Origin of the sequence: Pseudoalteromonas sp. MEBiC 03607, assembly GCF_004792295.1 — a bacterium.
GTDB lineage: Bacteria > Pseudomonadota > Gammaproteobacteria > Enterobacterales > Alteromonadaceae > Pseudoalteromonas > Pseudoalteromonas lipolytica_C.
Genome location: NZ_SRRY01000001.1, coordinates 2,185,501 through 2,204,987 on the forward strand (window position 1 = coordinate 2,185,501; position 19,487 = coordinate 2,204,987).

Here is a 19,487-nt window from a genome sequence, read left to right on the forward strand (position 1 = left end):
TGCCTTAGTGACCTTCAACAGTCATCTCAATGGCATTATGCAACCAATACTCAATATTGTAATCCACTAAACTGCCAAGCTCATCAAAGCGTTTACGAATAACTTTTAAACAGGGTGTACCACTATTTTTTTGCAATACCTGTGCTACATCGTCAGGAAGGACAGTAACACTAATCGCGCACTGCTCATTGACTACATTTGTTGCGTATTGATTTGCCATTATTTGTGTTATCGAGCCATTTAGGTTGTGCTCAGCAAGGCCATCAAAACGCACAGCATCACAAAAAATATCTTCAAACATCACTAAGCGTTCATCAAGGCTGCGAGCACGTTGCAAATGATGAAAAGTTGATGCAGAAAATTCTGCTTTTAAATCATGATTGCTAATTTCTTGATGGCTAATCACTTGGGTATCAGCAACAAAGCCTTGTTGTTTTGCCAGTTCATAAAAGTTTACTTTAGTGGCTGGATTCCACTTAAGTTTTGTTGGTGTTACAAACCAACCACGGCGCGTTTGGCTATAGATCAATCCTTCAGCTTCTAAACGAAGTAGCGCCTCACGGACTGTAATACGGGTCGAGTTAAATTGTTCTTGTAACAAACGCTCAGAAGGGAGTTTGTCACCCGTGTTCAGATTCCCTTCGCTTAGTAATTGATGTATGTAATTTCTGATTTGTTGATATAAAAGCATACCGTGCCTTTTTGCTAAATACAGCTTTAGCTTAACTGATAATAAAGGGATTTATAACGTTTGATTATGAAATTAAATAGTTATCTAAGTAATTTAGCCAAAAAGAAAGTGGTTCAATGTGCATATTTGGATCTTTTGCGCAGTCGTCAAGTTCTCTTAATTGTAAGATTTCTTCAAAATATGGCTGAGCTGCAAATTTATTAGCTTGTTGTAACGACAAAGGGCCACCTTGTTGTTGCAAGGTGAGTGTACTGGCAGGCGAAAGTGTTTGCTCATAACCTGGATTCTTTGCGACTAAATAGCGTTTAGCTTGAACATGTTGAGAAACCATGGCAACGACAGCATCATTAAAGTTATTTTCTTTTAAAAAAATTGCGCCAAGCTCACAGTGATTCACATATCCTTGCTTGGTCATCGTGAGATTTTGCTGCTGTGCGATTAAATGTCCAATATCATGTAAAAATGCAGCAACGACAGTATCGGCGCTTAATTTTTGCCGCAATGCAAGCCCAGCGCACTGGGCTGCATGAGAATACTGGGTACAAATTTCGTCATAGTGTTGATAGCCAAACTGCTCAAATAAATAACGGATCCGTGTGATGGTTTGTTGGTGTGTAATGGTCATCTAAAAAGCTCTACGATTTCATATCAACTTTTCCTGCACTGCCTATTAGGCTGGCAAGATACGTATCTATTGGATTTACATGCGTGTTATTGTCTTCTGCTCGTTCTTTACGACGAATTGCATTACGAATTAGGTAAGCGCCGACAGTTCGAAATGGTTCAACCACAAAGTTGTCTAATGCTTGATTTACAAGGCCACAGTGTTGCCAAACAGGTGCATTTTTTAAAATTAAAGCTGACAGAATATTTGCCCCTAAAAAAGACTGTACGACGCCATTACCAGAGTAGCCCCCAGCGTAAATAACGTTTGCTTGATTATTCAAATGTCCAAAAAACGGGAAGCCAGTGACACTACGGTCAGAAGGGCCTGTCCAAGTTCGATCTATTTCAAAATTATGTTTAGGGAAAAAGCGTGTTAAAGAGTTATTTAATAGCGTTTGATAGCGACTCGATTGCTCAAATTTATCACTCATTCTGTTTGCGAAGCTAAAATAATTTCCGCCTTTGCCTAGCATTAATCGACCATCAGTAGTGGTGCGGTAATAGTTTACAAAAATACGGGAGTCTATTATTGCAGCGCCATGATTGAGACTTAAATGCGCAAGGGTTTCAGGCATCGGTTTAGTAATTGCCATATCACTTGAAACCAGCACGATATTGCGTTGAAACTGCGGTTTTAGGGTAGGGAGCCACGCATTAACGGCAAATACTAGATGATTAGCACAAATATTACCTTGGCTTGTTTCAACATTTAGAGGGGACTGTCCGCTATGTGCTTTGTACTGGCACTGTTCAATAATTGTAACGCCTAAACTTTCAGCGACTTGTTTTAAACCACGAACTAATTTTGCCGGCTGAATACTACCACCATGAGGTGAATAGTGGCCGCTAATATTGGCGGCAGAGCCTGTGTTGATAAGAGTTTGAGTATCACAGTGTTGCCACGCATTAAGATTGTTATCCTCAAGCATTTTTATTGCGGGGTCTAACAAGTGCTTTTGTGCTTCATTTGAGGCGGTGTAATAACAGCCATCAATTCGACAATCGCAGTCGATGCCATGCTGACGAACAAACTCTGCAATTTGATGAACCGCTGACTCAGACTCTTTGACTAAAAACAGTGCCTTTTCGAGACCGACTAACTTACTTAAACTGGGCAACTTAGTTGACCAAGTTAACATTGCACCGCCATTTCGCCCTGATGCGCCTTGCCCGCAAAAGCCTTTTTCAATGATGGTAACTTTTAAATTAGCTTGTTGCTGCTTGAGTTTGATAGCAGTCCAAAGACCAGTAAAGCCACCACCTATGATACATACATCGCAATGGTGCTTTGTAGGTAATGAAAGAGGAAGCGCATAGGCTTCCTCTTGCATTGCGTTATCAAACCAAAAAGGTTGAAACTGCATTATGGGCGCTCCCCTCGGCTTAGCTTGGCATCAACCTGCATCAAAACAGTTTCAATATCAGCCAGCGAGTCAACCACGAAATGCGCACCTGCAGAGTACAAGCTTTGGTAAGCTTGACGTGTCAGTTGCTGCTTTTGTTCAGCACTACAAGCTTGCCACTCTTGTTCTGTTAAGCCGACAGCATTACCGCTTAATGCGAGGCCAATTGTCCACATTCCGGCATTCAAACCTTCTTCGATGCCGGGGGCAGAATCATCAATTTTTATACAGTTAGCGACTTTTTTAATGCCTAAAGCATTTACATTTTCAAGAGCCATCCAAGGGCCAGGGCGAGAGCCGGCTTTAATGTCGTCACTTGCTACCCAATGATCCGGTTGATAACCATAGTCTGCAGCGGCACTGACTAACACTTCCATAACTTGGCGAGGGTATCCCGAACAACTGCCTACTTTGATGTTTTGCTGTTTTAAGCGATTGATCACTTCAAGCGCACCAGGAATAGGCATTGCTCTGTCTGCTACTTTTGCTTTTTGCAATGGCATAAAAGTTTGATAGATGTGATCAATATCTGCTTCTGACATTGCTCGGCCAAACTGAGAGTGCCAGCGTGAAGCAACTGACTCCAACTTTCCAAGTGTGGCAATGTGATCCCATTTTCCCATACCCATTGGAATACGCGCTTCTGCAAGTGAAATCTCAAACTCATAAGCTTGTTTAAATGCTTCAACAAAAATGGTGGTGGGGGCAACTGAGCCATAATCTACGACAGTTCCAGCCCAATCTAAAATGATAGCTTCTATGTTTTTCATAAGATTCTCTTTTAATTGTTACAGGTCACAACCTGTTTTGAGTGATGAGTTCGAATAGGGGACAAACGTACTGTGAAATAACACAGTGAACATGCAACTAAAGCGGCGGCTACAATGCCAACTAAGTAACAAGCGTTAATAAAGAAGTTAAGCCAACTGAGCTCAGGCATAGCAAGCGTTCTGTACAGTAAGATACTGACAGAGCCAAGGTAGCCTGCAGAATCAGCAAGATAAATTAAAAAACCAGCATTAGCGACGGAGCCAACGGCTGAAATCATTCGGTCAAATAGAAAACAGTTATACGGGATGTAACTGATATAGAGACCTGAACCAAGTAATACCATCCACGCTTTTGCGGATATCAAGTTAGCTTCAAAAGCAAAGGTACTCGACAATAACAAAGCGGCACCGAATAAAATAAAGCCGTGATTGACATAAAATGCGGTTTTGTTGTTTTTTACCAAAACCATCGCACCTAATGCGATAAGGACAATAAATGACATTCTGATCCCCGCGTAGGCGAAAATGGCAGGTTCTTCACCATGGCCAAGAGCTTGCCAAATTTCAGCTGCAAAATTGTCACGGAAATCACGAAAACCAGTAAAAAGCATAAAGCTTAGAATGAGACAGCTAATACCAAACCAATACTGTTTAAAAAATTGCCAACGGGCTTTGCCATCCATAGGTAAGCGTTTTTGTCTTGCTTGTTCGTCCTCTGCTGTTGGTTCTGGAATGAGGGTTAAGCATTTAACACTAAACAATAGCAGCGGGAAAAATAGCGCACCTGTCGCTGCAGGCATCCATAGCTCAGGTACATTTAGTGTATCAATAAGCCATTTGCCTACACTGCGAACAAGCCCTGATGCCAATATAAATGTGACACTCAAAATTGCGCCTAGAATTTCACTGGTTTTTCTTCCTTCAAGAAAGCTAAAAACAAGTCCCCAAATCATGCCTAGTGAAAGGCCATTAAAAAATAGCCAAATAACATTTAACCCAATCGGAGTGATAGCAAATAACACCAGCGATATTTCTGCAGCGGCAATAAGGCCAATAATTGTTAAACCTCGTTGCTGATGCTGCATCTCTGAAATAACTTTTATGCCAATAAATTTAGCGCATAAATAGCCAAAAACTTGCGCCAAAATCAGTGCAATTTTAAAGCTTACCTGCCAACTCGGATCGTCGAATTCAGTGTAACTATTTGCAGTGAATGGCTTACGAAATGCGTACATAGAAAAGTAAGTGAGAAATGCAGCACTGGCTGCAAATAACACAAAACCGGTTCCTTGGGCACGTTTAAGCCAATTAGGGTGTGAAAACATTAGGTATCCTTTGCGGGGCAATGGCCCCGCATACAACTCAAAAACTGATTAGAACTGATAATTAAAGCCAACCATGCCGCGTACACCGTAGTACTCTACTTGTAGAGGACGGCTTTCATCGCCTAGGTAGTATTTAAGAGGCTCGTTGGTTAAGTTATTCAGTTCGAGGTAGACTAATGCGTTTTCGTTAAGCTGATATGACGTCGTAAAATCAACGCTTGTATTGTCGCCATAATAGCTGTCAAATTGTTTGCTGCTGCCATGCTCTTCAATGTATTCACCTTTGAAGTTAACGGCTAATCGAGCTGCAAAATGTGTGTTATCGTAATACACCGTAAAGTTGTAGAGACTATCTGCTTGGCGAGGAATGGAGACTTTGTCTGCGCGATCAGGAATCGTCATTTCTGAATCCATGAAGGTCGCATTAGCCATGATGCCAAAGTTATCTAGTTCAGGTGTAATAAAACCTAAATCACGATTAAACGCCACCTCGAGGCCTGCAAGCCATGCGCTATCGCCATTTTCAGGGCGAATAATATTAACCCCAGTGTTATTGCCGAACTCTCCTATAGAGCTACTTTGAAAAATAGGATCGGTAATATCTTTATAAAATACCCCCAGAGAAACTAACCCTAAGCGGTCAAAGAAGTATTCAGCCATTAAGTCGACATTATCTGAATAAGTCGGCTCTAAATTTGGATTACCAGAAGTTAATTCGTTGTCTGCTTCTAAGTAAGTCGCCCCTGGAGTTAATGAGCCAAAGTCAGGACGAGCAAAAGAGCGAGTTAATGCGAGTCGATAATTGGTTTGGCTGTTAGGGTGGTAGGTTAAATGCAATGCAGGTAACACAGACAAGTAGTCATTGTTTGCTTTAACGCTTTCGACTTTATCTTCATCTGCAAGGTAAATATAACCGTCAACTTCGGTGTCTGTTTGAGTTAAACGAAGACCTGTTAGCATTTCCCAATTAGCGTTAATGGTATATGTTGCCATACCATATAAAGATGCATGTTGTTCATTAACATCAAAGTTTCTGCCAAGCGCTCCACCATTTTCGATTAAAGCAGATTCACTCTTATCAAGGACAAACTTGCCTTTATTGTTATTCCAAAAATTTGCTAAGTCATCAGTACTTGCAACTTGCGAAAACTGACTTTGATAATCGTAAGAAAGCTCGCTTAAATAGTCACTTCGGCCCGGTTGGTCCGCTAATGTAAAATCATTCAGAGTAGGGGCTGCGCCATAGTTTTCAGTATCCCATGCATAAAATTCATCGCTGAACCTAGCAACGCGTTCTTTATCGCGATATTTTGCACCTACTTTAACAATAAGGTCGCTATTGAGCTGCCACTCAAAGTCTAAAGCGGCAACAATTTTATCTTTTTCATTCACCTTAATTTTATATAGTTCGACCCACGATAAGCCCATTTGGCTTGGATCAAACGAAAAGCCACTTGGTAGGTGAGTACTGATTTGGTCCCATGGATCTGAGCCACCATCAATCGTGTTATAAGCGTAGTTTTTGCCTGTATCTCTGTCTTCAAGGCCTTCGTAACCGACATTTTTTTGGTCAAATCGAACTACAAAATAACTGTTATCTTCGCTGTTAGGCGTGTTGCCATACCTAAATTCGTTTTCATAGCTAGATAAAGACCAATTTAATGTTTTGTCGTAACCAAAGAAATGCTCACCAGCAAACTCAAAGCCAGTCATTTCTGTTATGAGCTCATTTCTTATATGTTGTAGTTCTGCTCGGTCTTTATCAAAACGCATACGATGCTTATAGTGCGTTTCATCGTCGATTAGTGTGCCGTACATGGCACTCGCACTAATATTGCCTTGTTCAAGCTGGTATTCAACAGAACCATTTAAACCGTAAGTTTCACGAGTTCCGGTGTAATCTCTTAGCTCTAAACGATAAATTCCTAAACCATCATTTCCTCTACGAGGCTCAAAGTTATCTGTTGCCCAGTCGCGTTGCCAAGCTGTAGCGTTAATTAAAAAACCTAACTTGTCATTTAAGATGCGATCGCCATAAAGTAAGTTGGCAGAGTAGTTATTGCCATCAGCTAGTTCATTTTGACCGAGTGCTAAATTGGCATTAAATACAAAATCATCAGGTGCTTTTTTGGTTATAAAGTTAACGTTACCACCAATAGCATCTCCCTCCATTTCTGGCGTTAATGCTTTTGATACCTCTACAAATTCAATAAGCTCACTCGGGAAAAAGTCAAACGCAGTGGCGCGGCTGGTGGTTTCTTCTTCTGCAGTTGGTAATCGGTTGCCATTGATTGTTGCAGAGCTCCACTGGGCAGGTAAGCCGCGAACAGCAACAAATCGGCCTTCGCCTTGATCGCGCTCTATAGAAACACCAGGGATGCGTTGAACTGCTTCAGCTGCGTTACGGTCTGGCAACTTACCAATGCCATCAGCCGAAATAACATTTTTAATATTTTTAGCATTTTTTTGGCTATTGGCCGCAGCCATTTCACCACGTTGAATTTGACCAACAGCAACGACTTCTTCAATGGTGTTAGCTGAATTATCCATCACAATAGGAGACAGTAATTTAACTTCATTGTTGCTTATCTCAACATCCACAATCTGGCTGCGATAACCCATATAAGAAACTTCAAGTTGGTAGCGGCCTGCATCTAATTTAGCAAGCTCAAACTTACCATCATAATCAGTCACCGTTGATTGATTTGTGCCAACGACTTTAACCAAAGCACCTGGCAAGCGATTACTATGATCTGTGATAGAGCCTTGAATTTTTGCATCAGTGGCAAAAGCGCTATGCGCTGATAAAAATGGGTAGCTGCACAAAAAAACAGCTGTGCTGAGTGTACGTCGTTTAATCATCTGTTGAGCCTCTTATTTTTAAATTAATCTGGACTAGACCAGATTTGTTGCAGACAATAATAGAGAGGCTTTTTTACAAAGATGTGACGGTTTTTTATTTTTAATATTAAAAAAGGGTCAAATGACCCTTTGAGATAAGTTATAAAGACGTGCTTATAGAAATTGGCACATCTTGATATTGTTTTATTTTATCAAGCAAGGTGACCAAGGTTTTGTGGCTACTTTGCTCACTTGCTGTTACTTGCACATTGGTCATTTCAAACTGTGCGGCAAATAACGCGAGATTAGCGATTATTTGCTCTGGTGTGATAAGCCGGTTTGCAAAGTAAATACTGTCGTTTTCAGTAATAGTAAATTGCGCTTGTTTTTTAGGGTTTTCAAGACTTGGTTTTGCTAAAGGGCGATTGACTTCAATAGCGCGCTCTTTAACAAATGAGGTTGTGACGATAAAAAATATCAGCAAGATAAACACAATATCAAGCATAGGGGTCATATCTACATCAGCGTTTGCAGTGGTTTTTTTATGTTGTTTCACCATAATTAGGTCCTTGTTGTTTTTGACCAAGCCACAAAAGTTACGATTAAGTGGACTAGCCATAGACGTGATTAATACCACGGATTATTTTTAAAATGCTGGGCGCCACAGCAGTTTTTAGGATCCTAAATTTAAAGTTAGCAGCTTTTAAAAAAACGGTAGTTAAATAAACATTCTAAGTTTATTAAATGTTTGTAGCGTTTTTGTTGGTAAAAATATTTATTAGCTTTGATGAAATGATTTTCAGGTTAGTCTGGTCATTTTTGTTGGAGCTAAGTTTAAAGGATGGATAAATGCTAAAAATTAAGTCTTTAGTTTGTGCTATGTGCCTTGTTTTACCAACAGCAAGTTTTGCTGAGCAACCAGTAAACGGGCAAGATTTTATTAATTTATTTGAGAAGCTGTCAGGTAAGCAGCCCGGTATCAGAAAAGGTCATGCCAAAGGGGTGTGCGCTGTTGGCACATTTACACCTAATCAAGCAGCAAAACAGTATTCAATCAGCCTTTTATTTAACGCAGCGTCAAAAGCAAATATTCGCTTTTCTATGGGCGGTGGTAACCCTCATGCTGATGAAACATCACGCTCGCCGCGTGGAATGGGGGTGCAGTTTGTGCTAGAAAATGGTGATGTGCATAATATTGCAGGGCTTACTACGCCAGTATTTGCAGGTAACAGCCCAGAAGCGTTTTTTGGTTTGCTAAGTACCTTAGTACCTGACGAAAAAACAGGGCAAATCGATTTTGCTAAAGTAAAAGCATACAGAGAACAAAACCCAAGTACCTTAGGGCAATTTAATTGGCTACAAAGCCATAACCCGCCAGCATCGTATGTGTCTTCGCGTTATTTTGGTGTGCATACCTTTTACATGGTTGATGAAAAGGGCGCTAAGCATGCCTTTAGGTGGACCATGGTGCCAGAAGAGCCAGAACAGGTGCTAACAGAAGAGCAAATGAAAACCTTCCCTAAATCATTTTTGGCTAAGCGACTGGAAGAGGATTTAGCGAAAGGGAAGGTTCATTATCGTTTTCAAGCTGAATTAGCCGAGCCCGGTGATGCGTTAACTGACCCTTCAGTTCGTTGGCCCACTGAGCGCAAAACAATTAATTTAGGAAAGCTCACCATAGAATCGACAGGTGAATCAGGTTGCGACCTCACAAATTATGACCCAAACCTGTTATCTAAAGGCTTTATGCCAAGCGATGACAAAGTACTTAAATTACGCTCAACAGCCTATGCAATTTCATTTGCAAAGCGTTTAACGGGGCAATAAATCTTAAGTATCTGTCAGGTTTGATTAAAAGGAATTAATAAATCTGAGGTGTGTAAGGGTCAGAAGCAGACTGCTGGATAAACTCGTTTTTGGACATAAACGGTTTAGAAAAAGGCAGCGTAAACTAGATCGGAGTTTAGCCGCGCGCGTAAATTACTTTCAGTTACACTTTTATAGGATAGGAATATAATCTCATACAAGCCACTGAAACACATTTGGACGGAATAAGTTGTAGCAGGAAGATTCTGCACAATATTCGAACTTTCTAAAAAAGCGTGTACCAGTTTAAGTAGCGACTAATTCACGATATAACTTGTAACTATATCGATACTCCATGATTATCTGTAATTTAACAATCAACATAGCCAGTCACAGCGCTGTCACTTCTGGGGTACATCGCTTGTACTTTTAATAACCCTTGATGTTCGACTTTATCGCCATTATAAATAAGAAAGTTGCCATTATTTAATATGTCTGAAATCTTACTAAGAGTATCGTCAGCGAGAGCTGTTTGGCCTTGTTCATAAAGCTTCTGATATTGTTTATGGGCAATTCCTGCTCCAATGGAGTTTGATATGGTTTGTAGGGCATATAGCCCATTTTGCAATAGAGAGTTGTTTTCAAAGGCCTCTCTTACTTTGGAGTCTGTAACTGTATCATCGAGCTCGAATCGTTTGTTGTCTCGGTTTTGCTCAAACTTGGCCCCCTTTAACGATACACCAAACCTAGACTCAAAATCTTTAATCGCTAATCCGAGCTCTGCTTGCAGCTTTTCTTTTCTGGCATATACAGATGGATGATCAGAGATGATATATTTCCCTTGAACAGCTTCTTCTCCATAAATACTTTTTAGTACTTTATCGAAGTGCTTGTCTGCAGACATACCTAGTTTGGCCGTATCTATGGCTTGAACCGAATCTTTTGCTCCCTTAATGACTGCATTTTCAGGCGTTAAAGTTTTACTTATAGAGCTTAAAAGTGGGGTAGCATTGTTAACAATTTTATTCACTTGTACTCCAAATTTTTATAAGTATTAAAATATTCAATCATCAAGAATGGCCTTCAGAAAGAGTAACCAATACCGACAATGAATGAATCACCATCCAAGTCTGAAACTTTAAACTTCTCTAAGCCTAAGTAAACATTCCAGTTGTTAATTTGGTAGTTACCTTTTAAACCATATGTAATTCCCCACTTATTATCTTCGAGTAATTTACTGTTTGAAAGCAAGTGCGATACGCCAATATAAGGGCGTAACGAAAACTGTTCAGTGATAGAGAAATTATATTGACCTGCGATGTCAGCTTTTTTGAAATCTAATGACTCATCAAAGAAACTCATGCTGAAAGAGTCTTGTAATGAAATTATGACATTGAAATTTGCTGTAACGGATGTTTGATAATTAACCTTTACTGCGCCTGCAACATCGCTGCTACTTTTGCCATTTAAGTCTGTATTTAAGAAGTGGTATTCGGCTGATAACTCATTAGCAAAGCTGCTACCAGCAATAAACAACAAAGGAATAAAACAAAATTTCACGAGTAGGCTCCAAATTAAAAATTACCCTAAGATAATAAACATAAAGAGCTTATATTTAAGTAAGCCTAAGTAAGCAAATGTAAGCCGTTGCAATGACTACTTAATTTAAAGTTTATGAATAAAAGTCACTCATGAACTGACAGGTCGGGCGCTTTCTTTAATTCTAATATTTTTTTATGCGCTCTTTTAGACAAGGCGAGGTAAGTAGACTCTTCTGATAGGATTTCATCACTTTTATAAAGTTTTAGATCGCTATATTTAAGAGATAAATCTACCTCGTTTTCAGTATGTATTATCGCTTGAAGTCTATTATTGGTTAAAAGTTCAAGTGCTTCATCCATGTTATTAAAGCGATAAAGCTCTATCTTGGATTTTTTTAAAGTATTATCTAAATTCGAACCCAAGTTAAAGCCAATTTTCGCACCAATTATGGGTTTCGATAGGAAAAATCCTTCGACATTGCTGATCATATGTTTTGTATATAAAGAAACATTTATCTTGGCAAGTGGTTTTTCTGTAAGGTAATTTAGGTATGGGCTCCTATCTTCTGTATAAACTACGCCTGCTACACCATCTAGCTTATCAGTCTTAACTTTTTTTAATATTTGCTGTAGTGGTAAAAAAACAAATTTAGGCTGAAAGTGAAGATGATGACCAATGCTTATTATTTTCTCAACATATATACCTTTTGGTTGACCGTTTTCTTCGTAGCTGAATGGCTGGTAATTGTCAATCAGGCCAATTTTAAGTTCTATGTATTCATCATCAGCATGAGCTAAGTTTGTAAACAGCATTAAGGCTAGAGCAAGAAAAATTATCATCATTGACCTCTGGGAAAAGTTTAAAGAAGCCTTTATCTAGCTTAGCTGTTATTTATCTTTTCACCACAAGAGTGCAGAAAAATTGACTACTTTCTAAATTAAAGCTTTTGTTGATTTGGGAGTTTTACTTCAAAACATGTTCCCTCTAAAGCACTTTCACTCAAAGCCAAACTTGCATTCATTTGTTCTGCTGCGGCTTTAGCTATGGCTAAACCTAACCCAACACCACCTGTTTGAGAACTTCGACTGTCATCTAGCCTAGCGAAAGGTAAGAATACAAATTGAGACTGTTCCTTAGAAATGCATTCACCATCGTTGTCAAAGATTATTGAAGTAATGTCTTGAGCAACGACCACTTTGATAACAACTCTGCTTTTAGAATATTTCAGGGTATTTGTTATTAGATTATCGAGCACAAGTCTTAAATGAAGACTATTACACTTAATAAAGTGATTTTCACTACAATTGAGGCTTACACGTTTACTACCGTGCTGTGATAAAACAGCTAAACGAGATCTTATGAATGCTAACAGGTTGATTTCTTCAACTAATGCTTGCTTGAATTATTATTGTTTAATCTGGAAAGCATTACAACCTTATTTGTCAGGTCCTTGAGATCATCGATATAAGTATCAATATTATCTAAAAGTGCTAGCTCTACTTCTTGTTGATAGTTTTTTCTTAGAAGACCTGTAGCAAATTGAATCCTACTCAATGGTGTTAGCATTTCATGGGGTACAGCTTGCGCAAAAACTTGGCTTTTTTTTACTGTGTTTTCAATCAACTCTGCCATTGTATTAAAGTTAACAGCTAGCTCTTTAACGGGTTGTTGCAACTTCTCGCTTGCTCTAACACTGAGATCGCCAGAACCAAAGCTTTTATTAATTTTTGCTAAGTATTCAATTTGTTTTTTAAGCTTAAAGATGGGGAGATATAAAAAAATAGCAAGGACCGTAAGTATTACAAGCAACAAGACCAGTGGAAGTATATCTTCAGGATCTTTATACCACGGGGTAGCTAAGTGATTTTCGTCAAATATAAGTGGGGGTCTATCAGAAATGATTAAAGCACCTATGTTTTCGACCATAAATATTGCCGCTAGGTTATCGTGCCCTTTTTCATATATATCTACGCCACTAATTGAATTTAGATATATGCAGTCTTGACATAAAGTATTTGTATCATCATGCTTTTGCCACAAAATATCAAAGTGGTTGTATGGTAGTGGGAAACTTAATGTGTCTAAATAATCTTGTGGCTTTTGCCCTCTTTTTTTCCATTCAGCCTGAATGGTTGAATAAACAAAACTAGTATCTTTGTAAAAATCATCTAGTTCGTCTTTTTCTAAGAAGTCATTCGCAATATAAACAACGGTGAGAATACTAACGAATAGTGCGATAACAATCCTAATATAGATACGTGCAAATAAGGGGGGAAGTATTTTATTCATTGCGTATCATATAGCCTTTGTTGCGAATTGTGTGTATGAGCTTATAAGGAGGGTGATTATCTCTCAGCTTTTTCCTTAGTCCTGAAATCCTCATATCAATAGAGCGGTCGTTATAACCTAGCTCAATTCCTCTGAGTAATTTACAACACTCCTTTCTCGAAACAACACTCCCTGCATTTTTTGCAAGCAGTATTAGCATTTCAAACTCAGTTTGCGATAATTGAAGCTCTTCGTTATGAAGGGTTGCACGATGTATTTTGAGGTTTATGCTCAAACTTCCAATTTTTAGCTCGTCGTTAGAGTTATGAGTGCTATGAGGCGACTGTTTGAAGCGGCGAAAGACTGCTTCGATTCTTGCCATTAAGATATGCGGTCTAACAGGTTTGGTTATGTAGTCATCAGCACCTAGCTTAAGTAGACTCACTTCGCTCATATCGTCATCGCAGGCTGTTAATACAATAATGGGTCCATTATAGAAAGTTCTCAATTCGCTACATATATCGCTGCCGCTCATTCCAGGCAGCATTAAATCTAATAAAACTAAGTTAGGTGTTTTCTCTTTAATTATTGATAGTGCCTTAGCACCATTATCAACAGCAATTGACTCGAAGCCTTCAGTGAGAAAATACATTTGCATCAGACGAGAAATCTCAGGGTCGTCTTCTACTAAAATTACACAGGGTTTAGACATTAAGAACAAATATGCATGATATATATAGTAATATTTTAGATGATAAGCGAGAGCTTCGAAAGAGAGATTACAAATGCTTACAAAGGCTTACAAATGCGAGTTTGACAAGTCTAAGTGGAAGTTAAAAAAGGGCTTTGAGCTTATTCTCAAAGCCCCCAGAAGTTGAAGGTATTACTTTAAGTTTACTTCAGTAGAGAGGAACTTTAGCTTCTCAATGTTATTAACCTTAACAATACCATCACCATTATCTCGACAATCTGTGATTGTGTACCAACCATCTTGACCTTTTTCGACGACATAATTTGCTTCTTCGCCTGAAAATATAACCGTATTGTCACCACTATTACCCACAATCGTGTTATTAAGCTCATTTACCACTACATTGGCATTATTTGAACCCGTTAGAGTAATATCTTTTAAGTATCTAGAGTGATTTGTATATGGCTTTTTAGCGTCGAATTTTAAGCTAAAGTCACCTTTGAAACTATCATGTATTTGAGCGTTATAGGTTAAATACGGGTGAAAGAATTGACCCATCAAATTCCAGCCGCTTGTGTCTTTTGTTTTTATATCATCACGTGTTTTTGCTGCGTAAATTCCCCACATGCTACCCTCACCCTCTTTTTTAGGAGCTTGCCATGCTCCCCATAGTCCATAATAAGAATCTATGACGGCTGCAAGGTATTCTTGAGAAAGACTGTTCTCGCCTCTGAGTTCATCTAGCCATGCTTGGTTTTCATCTCCTCTGCCCCATAATTTGTCGGCAATGGCGTTTTCTTGAGCGAGCCTTATTTCAGTTTGGAAGTCTTTAGCAGCACCAATAAAAGTTGGGTTCTTATCAACACCAATCCCATAGTCATGAACTAAATGTAATATTTCCTCATAGGCTGCATCTCTGTGAGTGTAATCTTGCTTGAAGTACCACTCATGACCTTCTACTTGAATCTCATTTTGGTAAAGCGGCTGTCCAGCAAGTTCTTTCGCGGGATTTTTGCCATCATCTTGACCGTTTAACAGCATCAATATTGCATTATTTTCAGCCATCTTGTTTGCGATCATTGATTTGTCTGCCCCATATTTAGAGCCTTCAAAATTTCTCAAGAAATGCTCAAGGATTGCTTTAGACCGCATTAATTGGCTTTCATTAATTTTGTCTTGTGCAATGATGTTTATCTTTCCTCCATTTGGCGTTGAGACATAAGCGTACTTATCAAAACCGAGAGCTGGGGTATATGTTTTGGCGAGTTCTTTAGGGATTGCATTAATTGAGCTGCTTTCATCACTTACTGATTTTAATAAATAATTTGCTACTTCATCATCGGTCATATAGTGCATACCGTTTGAAGAAGCTGCATTTAAAGTAAACCAATAAAAGTCAGGAGAAATCCCCATTTTCTTATAAAACTCGATATACATGTTATGAGATGTAGCGTCTTTAGGGTAGCTACTGCCATCCTTAGTACCATCACTCCAAGAATGAACGCCTATTTTTGCACCTGAAGACCAGTTACGCTTTACACCAGAAGCAAATAGGTCAACTCCACCGGATGTTATATGACTTTTTTCGTCGACTGTAGTGTCTAAACCTAGCTTTCTAATTAACTTGCCTAATTCAAGGTTGGCAGTATCATCAACTGAGCCTTCAATATCACCCAAATATAGATTCTTAACTTGTGGATTTGATTTGTACATTAGGTTAAATGCTTCAGGTGAAGCATCACAGCTTACGCCATTGACTTCAACCTTCTCATTTTTTACCTGGAAAGTTAAAGGGGTTAAGTCACTTGGAAGAACAGTGCATTCAGATTTGAATTTACTTTTCTGATCAGCTATGGATTCGTTTGTGGTGTTTTTATCTGAGCTGTTAGAGCCACAGCCATTGAGCAAGAACGCGGACAAAGCAGTGATCTTAACTAGATTATTACGTTTCATAAAGTACCTAATGTATTGGAATATATTATCAATAAATCAGTAACAACGCTTTATATCAATAAGCTCTTACAAATCTTACATTACTTACAAAATTTGCCTTCTACTTATTTAATTTTATGATTAAGTCACGGCAAAATATTAATCGCCACGGCCAGCATGAAGAAGTTTTTCATTTTTTTCTAATATTGGTTTTAAGCATTAGTGTTTTTTCTATTGGTGAGCAAACTTTAGATGGGTGTTATGCATCAAGTGAACAAATCACTGACCTTTCTTCAGGATTGGAGACTTTAAAAACCTCTTATATAAACATTTCCGAAACAGAAAATGGATACTTAGTAAACGGACTTATTTGGGGTGCAAATTTTCATGTTTGCGAAGTTATTGATGAAAGAGGTCCTTTACTGATGTATCAAGAAGGCAACCTTTTAAAATTTAGTTATGATGAACCAGACTACGGAATTCAGTGCAGTCTTATAATTACGATAAAAGATGAGCAAATTGAGTTCAATAATCAGGAACATGCTTGCTCTAAAAGTGTCTTTTTTTGCGGTAGTAGAATTTCGCTCGATGGAATCACATTACCAAAGATAAAAAATTCTTGTCAAAAAGGCTTTGGTGAGTAAATTCGGTTGCAACTCGTAATGAGGCAGAAACGAGTCATGCTTGATGTACGATATTGAAACTCTCCGAATTTCGGAAAAGAATGAACAATGAATGATGATTAAATGAATTAAAATTACTAAGCAGCTAAGTTAGAATTTAAAGTCAATCGGTTAACTTGCTTCAATACTAAGACTAAAAGTCTTTTAAGCGTGAAAATAAAATTGTTAATTTAGTCAAATTTATGTGTAATGGATACATTACAAGCGCTGAGCATTACAGGGAGCTGTAGCATAAACAACACCCACTTAACCAACTGAGCATGTAGCAACTCAGCTCAACAGACTATTATGCAACGCAAACAACGTGTCGTATAAATGCCATAATGTTAGGTATACAAGGAGAGTCTTGTGAAAAAATCTATATTAGTGTTATTTTGTTTTCTTTTTTTCATTTACCAGTAATGCAAATGACCAATTCACTTCAGAGCAATTAATTGAAAAAGCTAAAGCATTTGTAGCAGCAAAAAATGCGCGTCAGCAGCCCGACACAACAATTAAAGAAGTAGACTACTTTATCTCGTTACTAGCTGATGATTTCATTGATGAACACGTCAAATATAAATTTGTTTATTCAGATAAATCAAAACTTCGCGAGGATATGATAAGTAAGCTAAATGATGAAGTTATTTATAGTTCAATAGAAATAAATGAGATTATGGTTGATGCTAACGTAGTTTTGGTAAAAATGACTGAATCAGGTAAAGTTAAACCAGCTCATTTAGACAAAACTATCAAGTACAATAAAACCAATATTATTTCACTTGAGTTTAATCAATTAGGTTTAATCAAACACATTCGTCGACATCACGGGTAATGTATATTAGATAAAAGAGGGGTTAAATTGAAGCGTAGTAATAATTTCAAAGTTCATTTGGGTTTGTTAGTGTTATGCATAATAGGCTTTCAATTTCAACCTAAAACCATTGATGGCTTCTTTGTTAACCCGTTTTATATAGGTAGCATGGTGCTTGCTATTATATTAGTAGTTAGAGCGTTGCGTTATACCTGCCAAAAGTGCTCAAGAAACCAAATAGTACAAGGCTTTTACAAATATCGTTTACCAACGTCAAAGTGTTACAACTGCGATTATGATATTGATCAACATCATACATAACAAAAAATAAATACTATAAAAAACAGAGCGTTAGGGTTGGGTCTGCTTCATATTTTAGCTAAACATTCTTGCCGGTTACAAAAGCTTTACCAAGCATCTGCTCTTATAATTCAAGTATAGGTTACCAAAATCGCTTATTTAATCAGATAAAAGCCCAGCTTAAGTGGGCTTTGCACTCTCACAATTTAATGCTTTTTCATTTTACTCATTTCAGCATGACAACTTTGAATTGTCAGCAGGGTTTTTGATAACGCGGCTTCACAATCATGTGGTTGTGGTTTTTTAAGCGCATGTTTGATTTCGGCTAGTGTTTTATCTTCAACTTCTTCAAGTTCGCTAACATAGGTGGCGTTTTTGTCGGCACCTAGTTTAGTAATTAGTGATGTATAGGCTTTACGTGCTTCTACAGCAAAGTCAGAGCCATTTTCGCGCTCGCCATTTTCGTTAATAGCATAAGGTTGTAAGCGCTCAACACTTACTTTACGCGCATCTATCATGCGTTGAAATAAGGCAATAATGCTTGGGTCGGTTACTTTTTCCTGTGCTTTTTCATAAAAATCGATACCGCTATTCATAACTTGGATGATATCTGCAATATGATGAACGTCTTGTCCTTGATGAGTATTCATAATGACCTCTTTTTGAATATTAAAAACAATGCAATGAGTTACTTGCAAAGCATATTCCAGTTCACTACTTAAATATAAAGTTATTGTATTTCAGGTGGTTGTAGGTTTTTAATAGGAGGGCATATGCTGATAAGCTAAGCTAATACTTGGCTTATCAGCAATAATTACAATTTGGTTGGTAAAATCTTACTTAAGCTCGTCGGCCACTTCTGCAACCTTTTGGCGTAACCAAATATGGCTTGCATCACGGTGTAATAGCGGGCTCCAAATCATATCGAGCTCAAACGGCGGAATAGGGAATGGCGGCTCAAGAATTTTAAGGCCCGGATCGTCTAAATAAATATTTGCCGCTTTTGAAGGTAGCGTTGCAACCAAATTTTGCTCTTTCGCTAAGTGAATGGCTACGTGGTAGTTACGGGTAAAGGTGGCAATATTACGGTGTTTACCAAAGTGAGCGAGCGCCTCATCGACCCAACCTAGCTTTTGCACATCTTTAGGGTCCATACCAACGCCTACACCAAAGCCTGTTTTACTTACCCAGATATGACGCGCTTTTAAATAGCTGTCGAGGCTGAAGTCTTTAATAATCGGGTTATCTGCTTTTACTAAGCAACAAAAGCTGTCTTTCCAAATTTGCTTATAGTGAAACGACTGCGGTAAGTTTTCAAAGCGGTTGATAGCCATATCAACTTTGCCGTTTTCAACATCGTGGAAGGTTACATCACTTGGGGTCAAAATATCGAGTGTGGTATCAGGGGCTTCTTCGTGTAATTTACTTAATAAGCGTGGGGCAAGGGTACTTGCTGCATAGTCACTGGCCATTATACGAAAAACACGTTTACTTTGTGATGCCTCAAACTCGCGGTTTGGTGCAAGTGTTTCTTCAAGGGTCATTAATATGCCGCGGATCACTGGCTGTAACTCTTTTGCACGCTCTGTCGGTACCATACCCTCACTGGTACGCACCAAAATTGGGTCGTTAAATAAATTACGTAAGCGTTTTAAGCCATTACTCATTGCTGGCTGGGTAATGCTAAGCTGGTTAGCTGCTTTGGTTACATTACATTCCCTGAGAAGAGTATCTAGGTAAACAAGTAAGTTTAAATCTATTTTACTAATATTCATT

At 38.5% G+C, this 19,487-nt stretch carries 19 protein-coding genes; 3 read left to right on the top strand and 16 right to left on the bottom strand.

Annotated features, from left to right (window positions below; all coding sequences use genetic code 11):
• Positions 1 to 4: 4 nt before the first annotated feature.
• The 7 genes from E5N72_RS10025 to E5N72_RS10055 all read right to left on the bottom strand — a co-directional run bounded on the left by E5N72_RS10025 (position 5) and on the right by E5N72_RS10055 (position 8,255).
• On the bottom strand, positions 5 to 691 hold the full coding sequence (locus E5N72_RS10025; protein ID WP_135924310.1) for a GntR family transcriptional regulator: 687 nt from the start codon (positions 689 to 691) through the stop codon (positions 5 to 7).
• A 64-nt stretch (positions 692 to 755) separates the two neighbouring features.
• Complete coding sequence (locus E5N72_RS10030) at positions 756 to 1,316, bottom strand: HD domain-containing protein (RefSeq protein ID WP_135924311.1); 561 nt, start codon at positions 1,314 to 1,316, stop codon at positions 756 to 758.
• Positions 1,317 to 1,326: 10 nt separating this feature from the next.
• Entirely contained in the window at positions 1,327 to 2,721 is a 1,395-nt protein-coding gene (locus E5N72_RS10035) for an FAD-dependent oxidoreductase (RefSeq protein WP_135924312.1), read from the bottom strand.
• Positions 2,721 to 3,530 (bottom strand): phosphonoacetaldehyde hydrolase, encoded by an 810-nt coding sequence (phnX, locus tag E5N72_RS10040; RefSeq protein WP_135924313.1) that lies wholly within the window; start codon positions 3,528 to 3,530, stop codon positions 2,721 to 2,723. Before phnX ends, E5N72_RS10035 begins: the two co-directional genes overlap by 1 nt.
• A gap of 11 nt (positions 3,531 to 3,541) precedes the next feature.
• Complete coding sequence (locus E5N72_RS10045; RefSeq protein ID WP_135924314.1) at positions 3,542 to 4,855, bottom strand: DUF5690 family protein; 1,314 nt, start codon at positions 4,853 to 4,855, stop codon at positions 3,542 to 3,544.
• A gap of 48 nt (positions 4,856 to 4,903) precedes the next feature.
• The gene (locus E5N72_RS10050) at positions 4,904 to 7,717 is read right to left on the bottom strand and encodes a TonB-dependent receptor (protein ID WP_135924315.1); all 2,814 of its coding nucleotides are present in this window, start codon (positions 7,715 to 7,717) and stop codon (positions 4,904 to 4,906) included.
• Positions 7,718 to 7,856: 139 nt separating this feature from the next.
• On the bottom strand, positions 7,857 to 8,255 hold the full coding sequence (locus tag E5N72_RS10055; RefSeq protein ID WP_055021032.1) for a biopolymer transporter ExbD: 399 nt from the start codon (positions 8,253 to 8,255) through the stop codon (positions 7,857 to 7,859).
• 290 nt (positions 8,256 to 8,545) lie between these two features.
• On the opposite strand from E5N72_RS10055, the gene E5N72_RS10060 reads away from it, so the two are divergent.
• On the top strand, positions 8,546 to 9,523 hold the full coding sequence (locus E5N72_RS10060) for a catalase family peroxidase (protein ID WP_135924316.1): 978 nt from the start codon (positions 8,546 to 8,548) through the stop codon (positions 9,521 to 9,523).
• 349 nt (positions 9,524 to 9,872) lie between these two features.
• Here E5N72_RS10060 and E5N72_RS10065 read toward each other — a convergent pair whose 3' ends face one another.
• The 7 genes from E5N72_RS10065 to E5N72_RS20725 form a co-directional block, all read right to left on the bottom strand.
• Complete coding sequence (locus E5N72_RS10065; protein WP_135924317.1) at positions 9,873 to 10,532, bottom strand: hypothetical protein; 660 nt, start codon at positions 10,530 to 10,532, stop codon at positions 9,873 to 9,875.
• A gap of 53 nt (positions 10,533 to 10,585) precedes the next feature.
• The gene (locus E5N72_RS10070; protein WP_135924318.1) at positions 10,586 to 11,062 is read right to left on the bottom strand and encodes a hypothetical protein; all 477 of its coding nucleotides are present in this window, start codon (positions 11,060 to 11,062) and stop codon (positions 10,586 to 10,588) included.
• A gap of 125 nt (positions 11,063 to 11,187) precedes the next feature.
• The gene (locus tag E5N72_RS10075; protein WP_135924319.1) at positions 11,188 to 11,886 is read right to left on the bottom strand and encodes a transporter substrate-binding domain-containing protein; all 699 of its coding nucleotides are present in this window, start codon (positions 11,884 to 11,886) and stop codon (positions 11,188 to 11,190) included.
• Positions 11,887 to 11,981: 95 nt separating this feature from the next.
• A complete protein-coding gene (locus E5N72_RS10080; RefSeq protein ID WP_135924320.1) occupies positions 11,982 to 12,422 on the bottom strand; it encodes an ATP-binding protein in 441 nt (146 codons plus the stop codon).
• A gap of 8 nt (positions 12,423 to 12,430) precedes the next feature.
• Complete coding sequence (locus tag E5N72_RS10085; protein WP_135924321.1) at positions 12,431 to 13,333, bottom strand: histidine kinase dimerization/phospho-acceptor domain-containing protein; 903 nt, start codon at positions 13,331 to 13,333, stop codon at positions 12,431 to 12,433.
• Entirely contained in the window at positions 13,326 to 14,024 is a 699-nt protein-coding gene (locus tag E5N72_RS10090) for a response regulator transcription factor (RefSeq protein ID WP_135924322.1), read from the bottom strand. The genes E5N72_RS10085 and E5N72_RS10090 overlap by 8 nt, the downstream gene beginning before the upstream one ends.
• Positions 14,025 to 14,195: 171 nt before the next feature.
• The gene (locus E5N72_RS20725) at positions 14,196 to 15,956 is read right to left on the bottom strand and encodes a hypothetical protein (RefSeq protein ID WP_240704512.1); all 1,761 of its coding nucleotides are present in this window, start codon (positions 15,954 to 15,956) and stop codon (positions 14,196 to 14,198) included.
• A 116-nt stretch (positions 15,957 to 16,072) separates the two neighbouring features.
• Here E5N72_RS20725 and E5N72_RS10100 point away from each other — a divergent pair, with 116 nt between their 5' ends.
• Both E5N72_RS10100 and E5N72_RS20730 read left to right on the top strand, forming a co-directional pair.
• Complete coding sequence (locus tag E5N72_RS10100) at positions 16,073 to 16,579, top strand: hypothetical protein (protein WP_135924323.1); 507 nt, start codon at positions 16,073 to 16,075, stop codon at positions 16,577 to 16,579.
• A 694-nt stretch (positions 16,580 to 17,273) separates the two neighbouring features.
• A complete protein-coding gene (locus E5N72_RS20730; RefSeq protein ID WP_240704513.1) occupies positions 17,274 to 17,432 on the top strand; it encodes a hypothetical protein in 159 nt (52 codons plus the stop codon).
• Between the two features lie 485 nt (positions 17,433 to 17,917).
• Here the strand turns inward: E5N72_RS20730 and E5N72_RS10115 are convergent, their stop codons facing one another.
• Together E5N72_RS10115 and E5N72_RS10120 are read right to left on the bottom strand one after the other, a co-directional pair.
• Positions 17,918 to 18,361 (bottom strand): PA2169 family four-helix-bundle protein, encoded by a 444-nt coding sequence (locus tag E5N72_RS10115; RefSeq protein ID WP_054554697.1) that lies wholly within the window; start codon positions 18,359 to 18,361, stop codon positions 17,918 to 17,920.
• A gap of 186 nt (positions 18,362 to 18,547) precedes the next feature.
• The gene (locus E5N72_RS10120; protein ID WP_054554698.1) at positions 18,548 to 19,486 is read right to left on the bottom strand and encodes a LysR family transcriptional regulator; all 939 of its coding nucleotides are present in this window, start codon (positions 19,484 to 19,486) and stop codon (positions 18,548 to 18,550) included.
• Position 19,487: the final 1 nt, after the last annotated feature.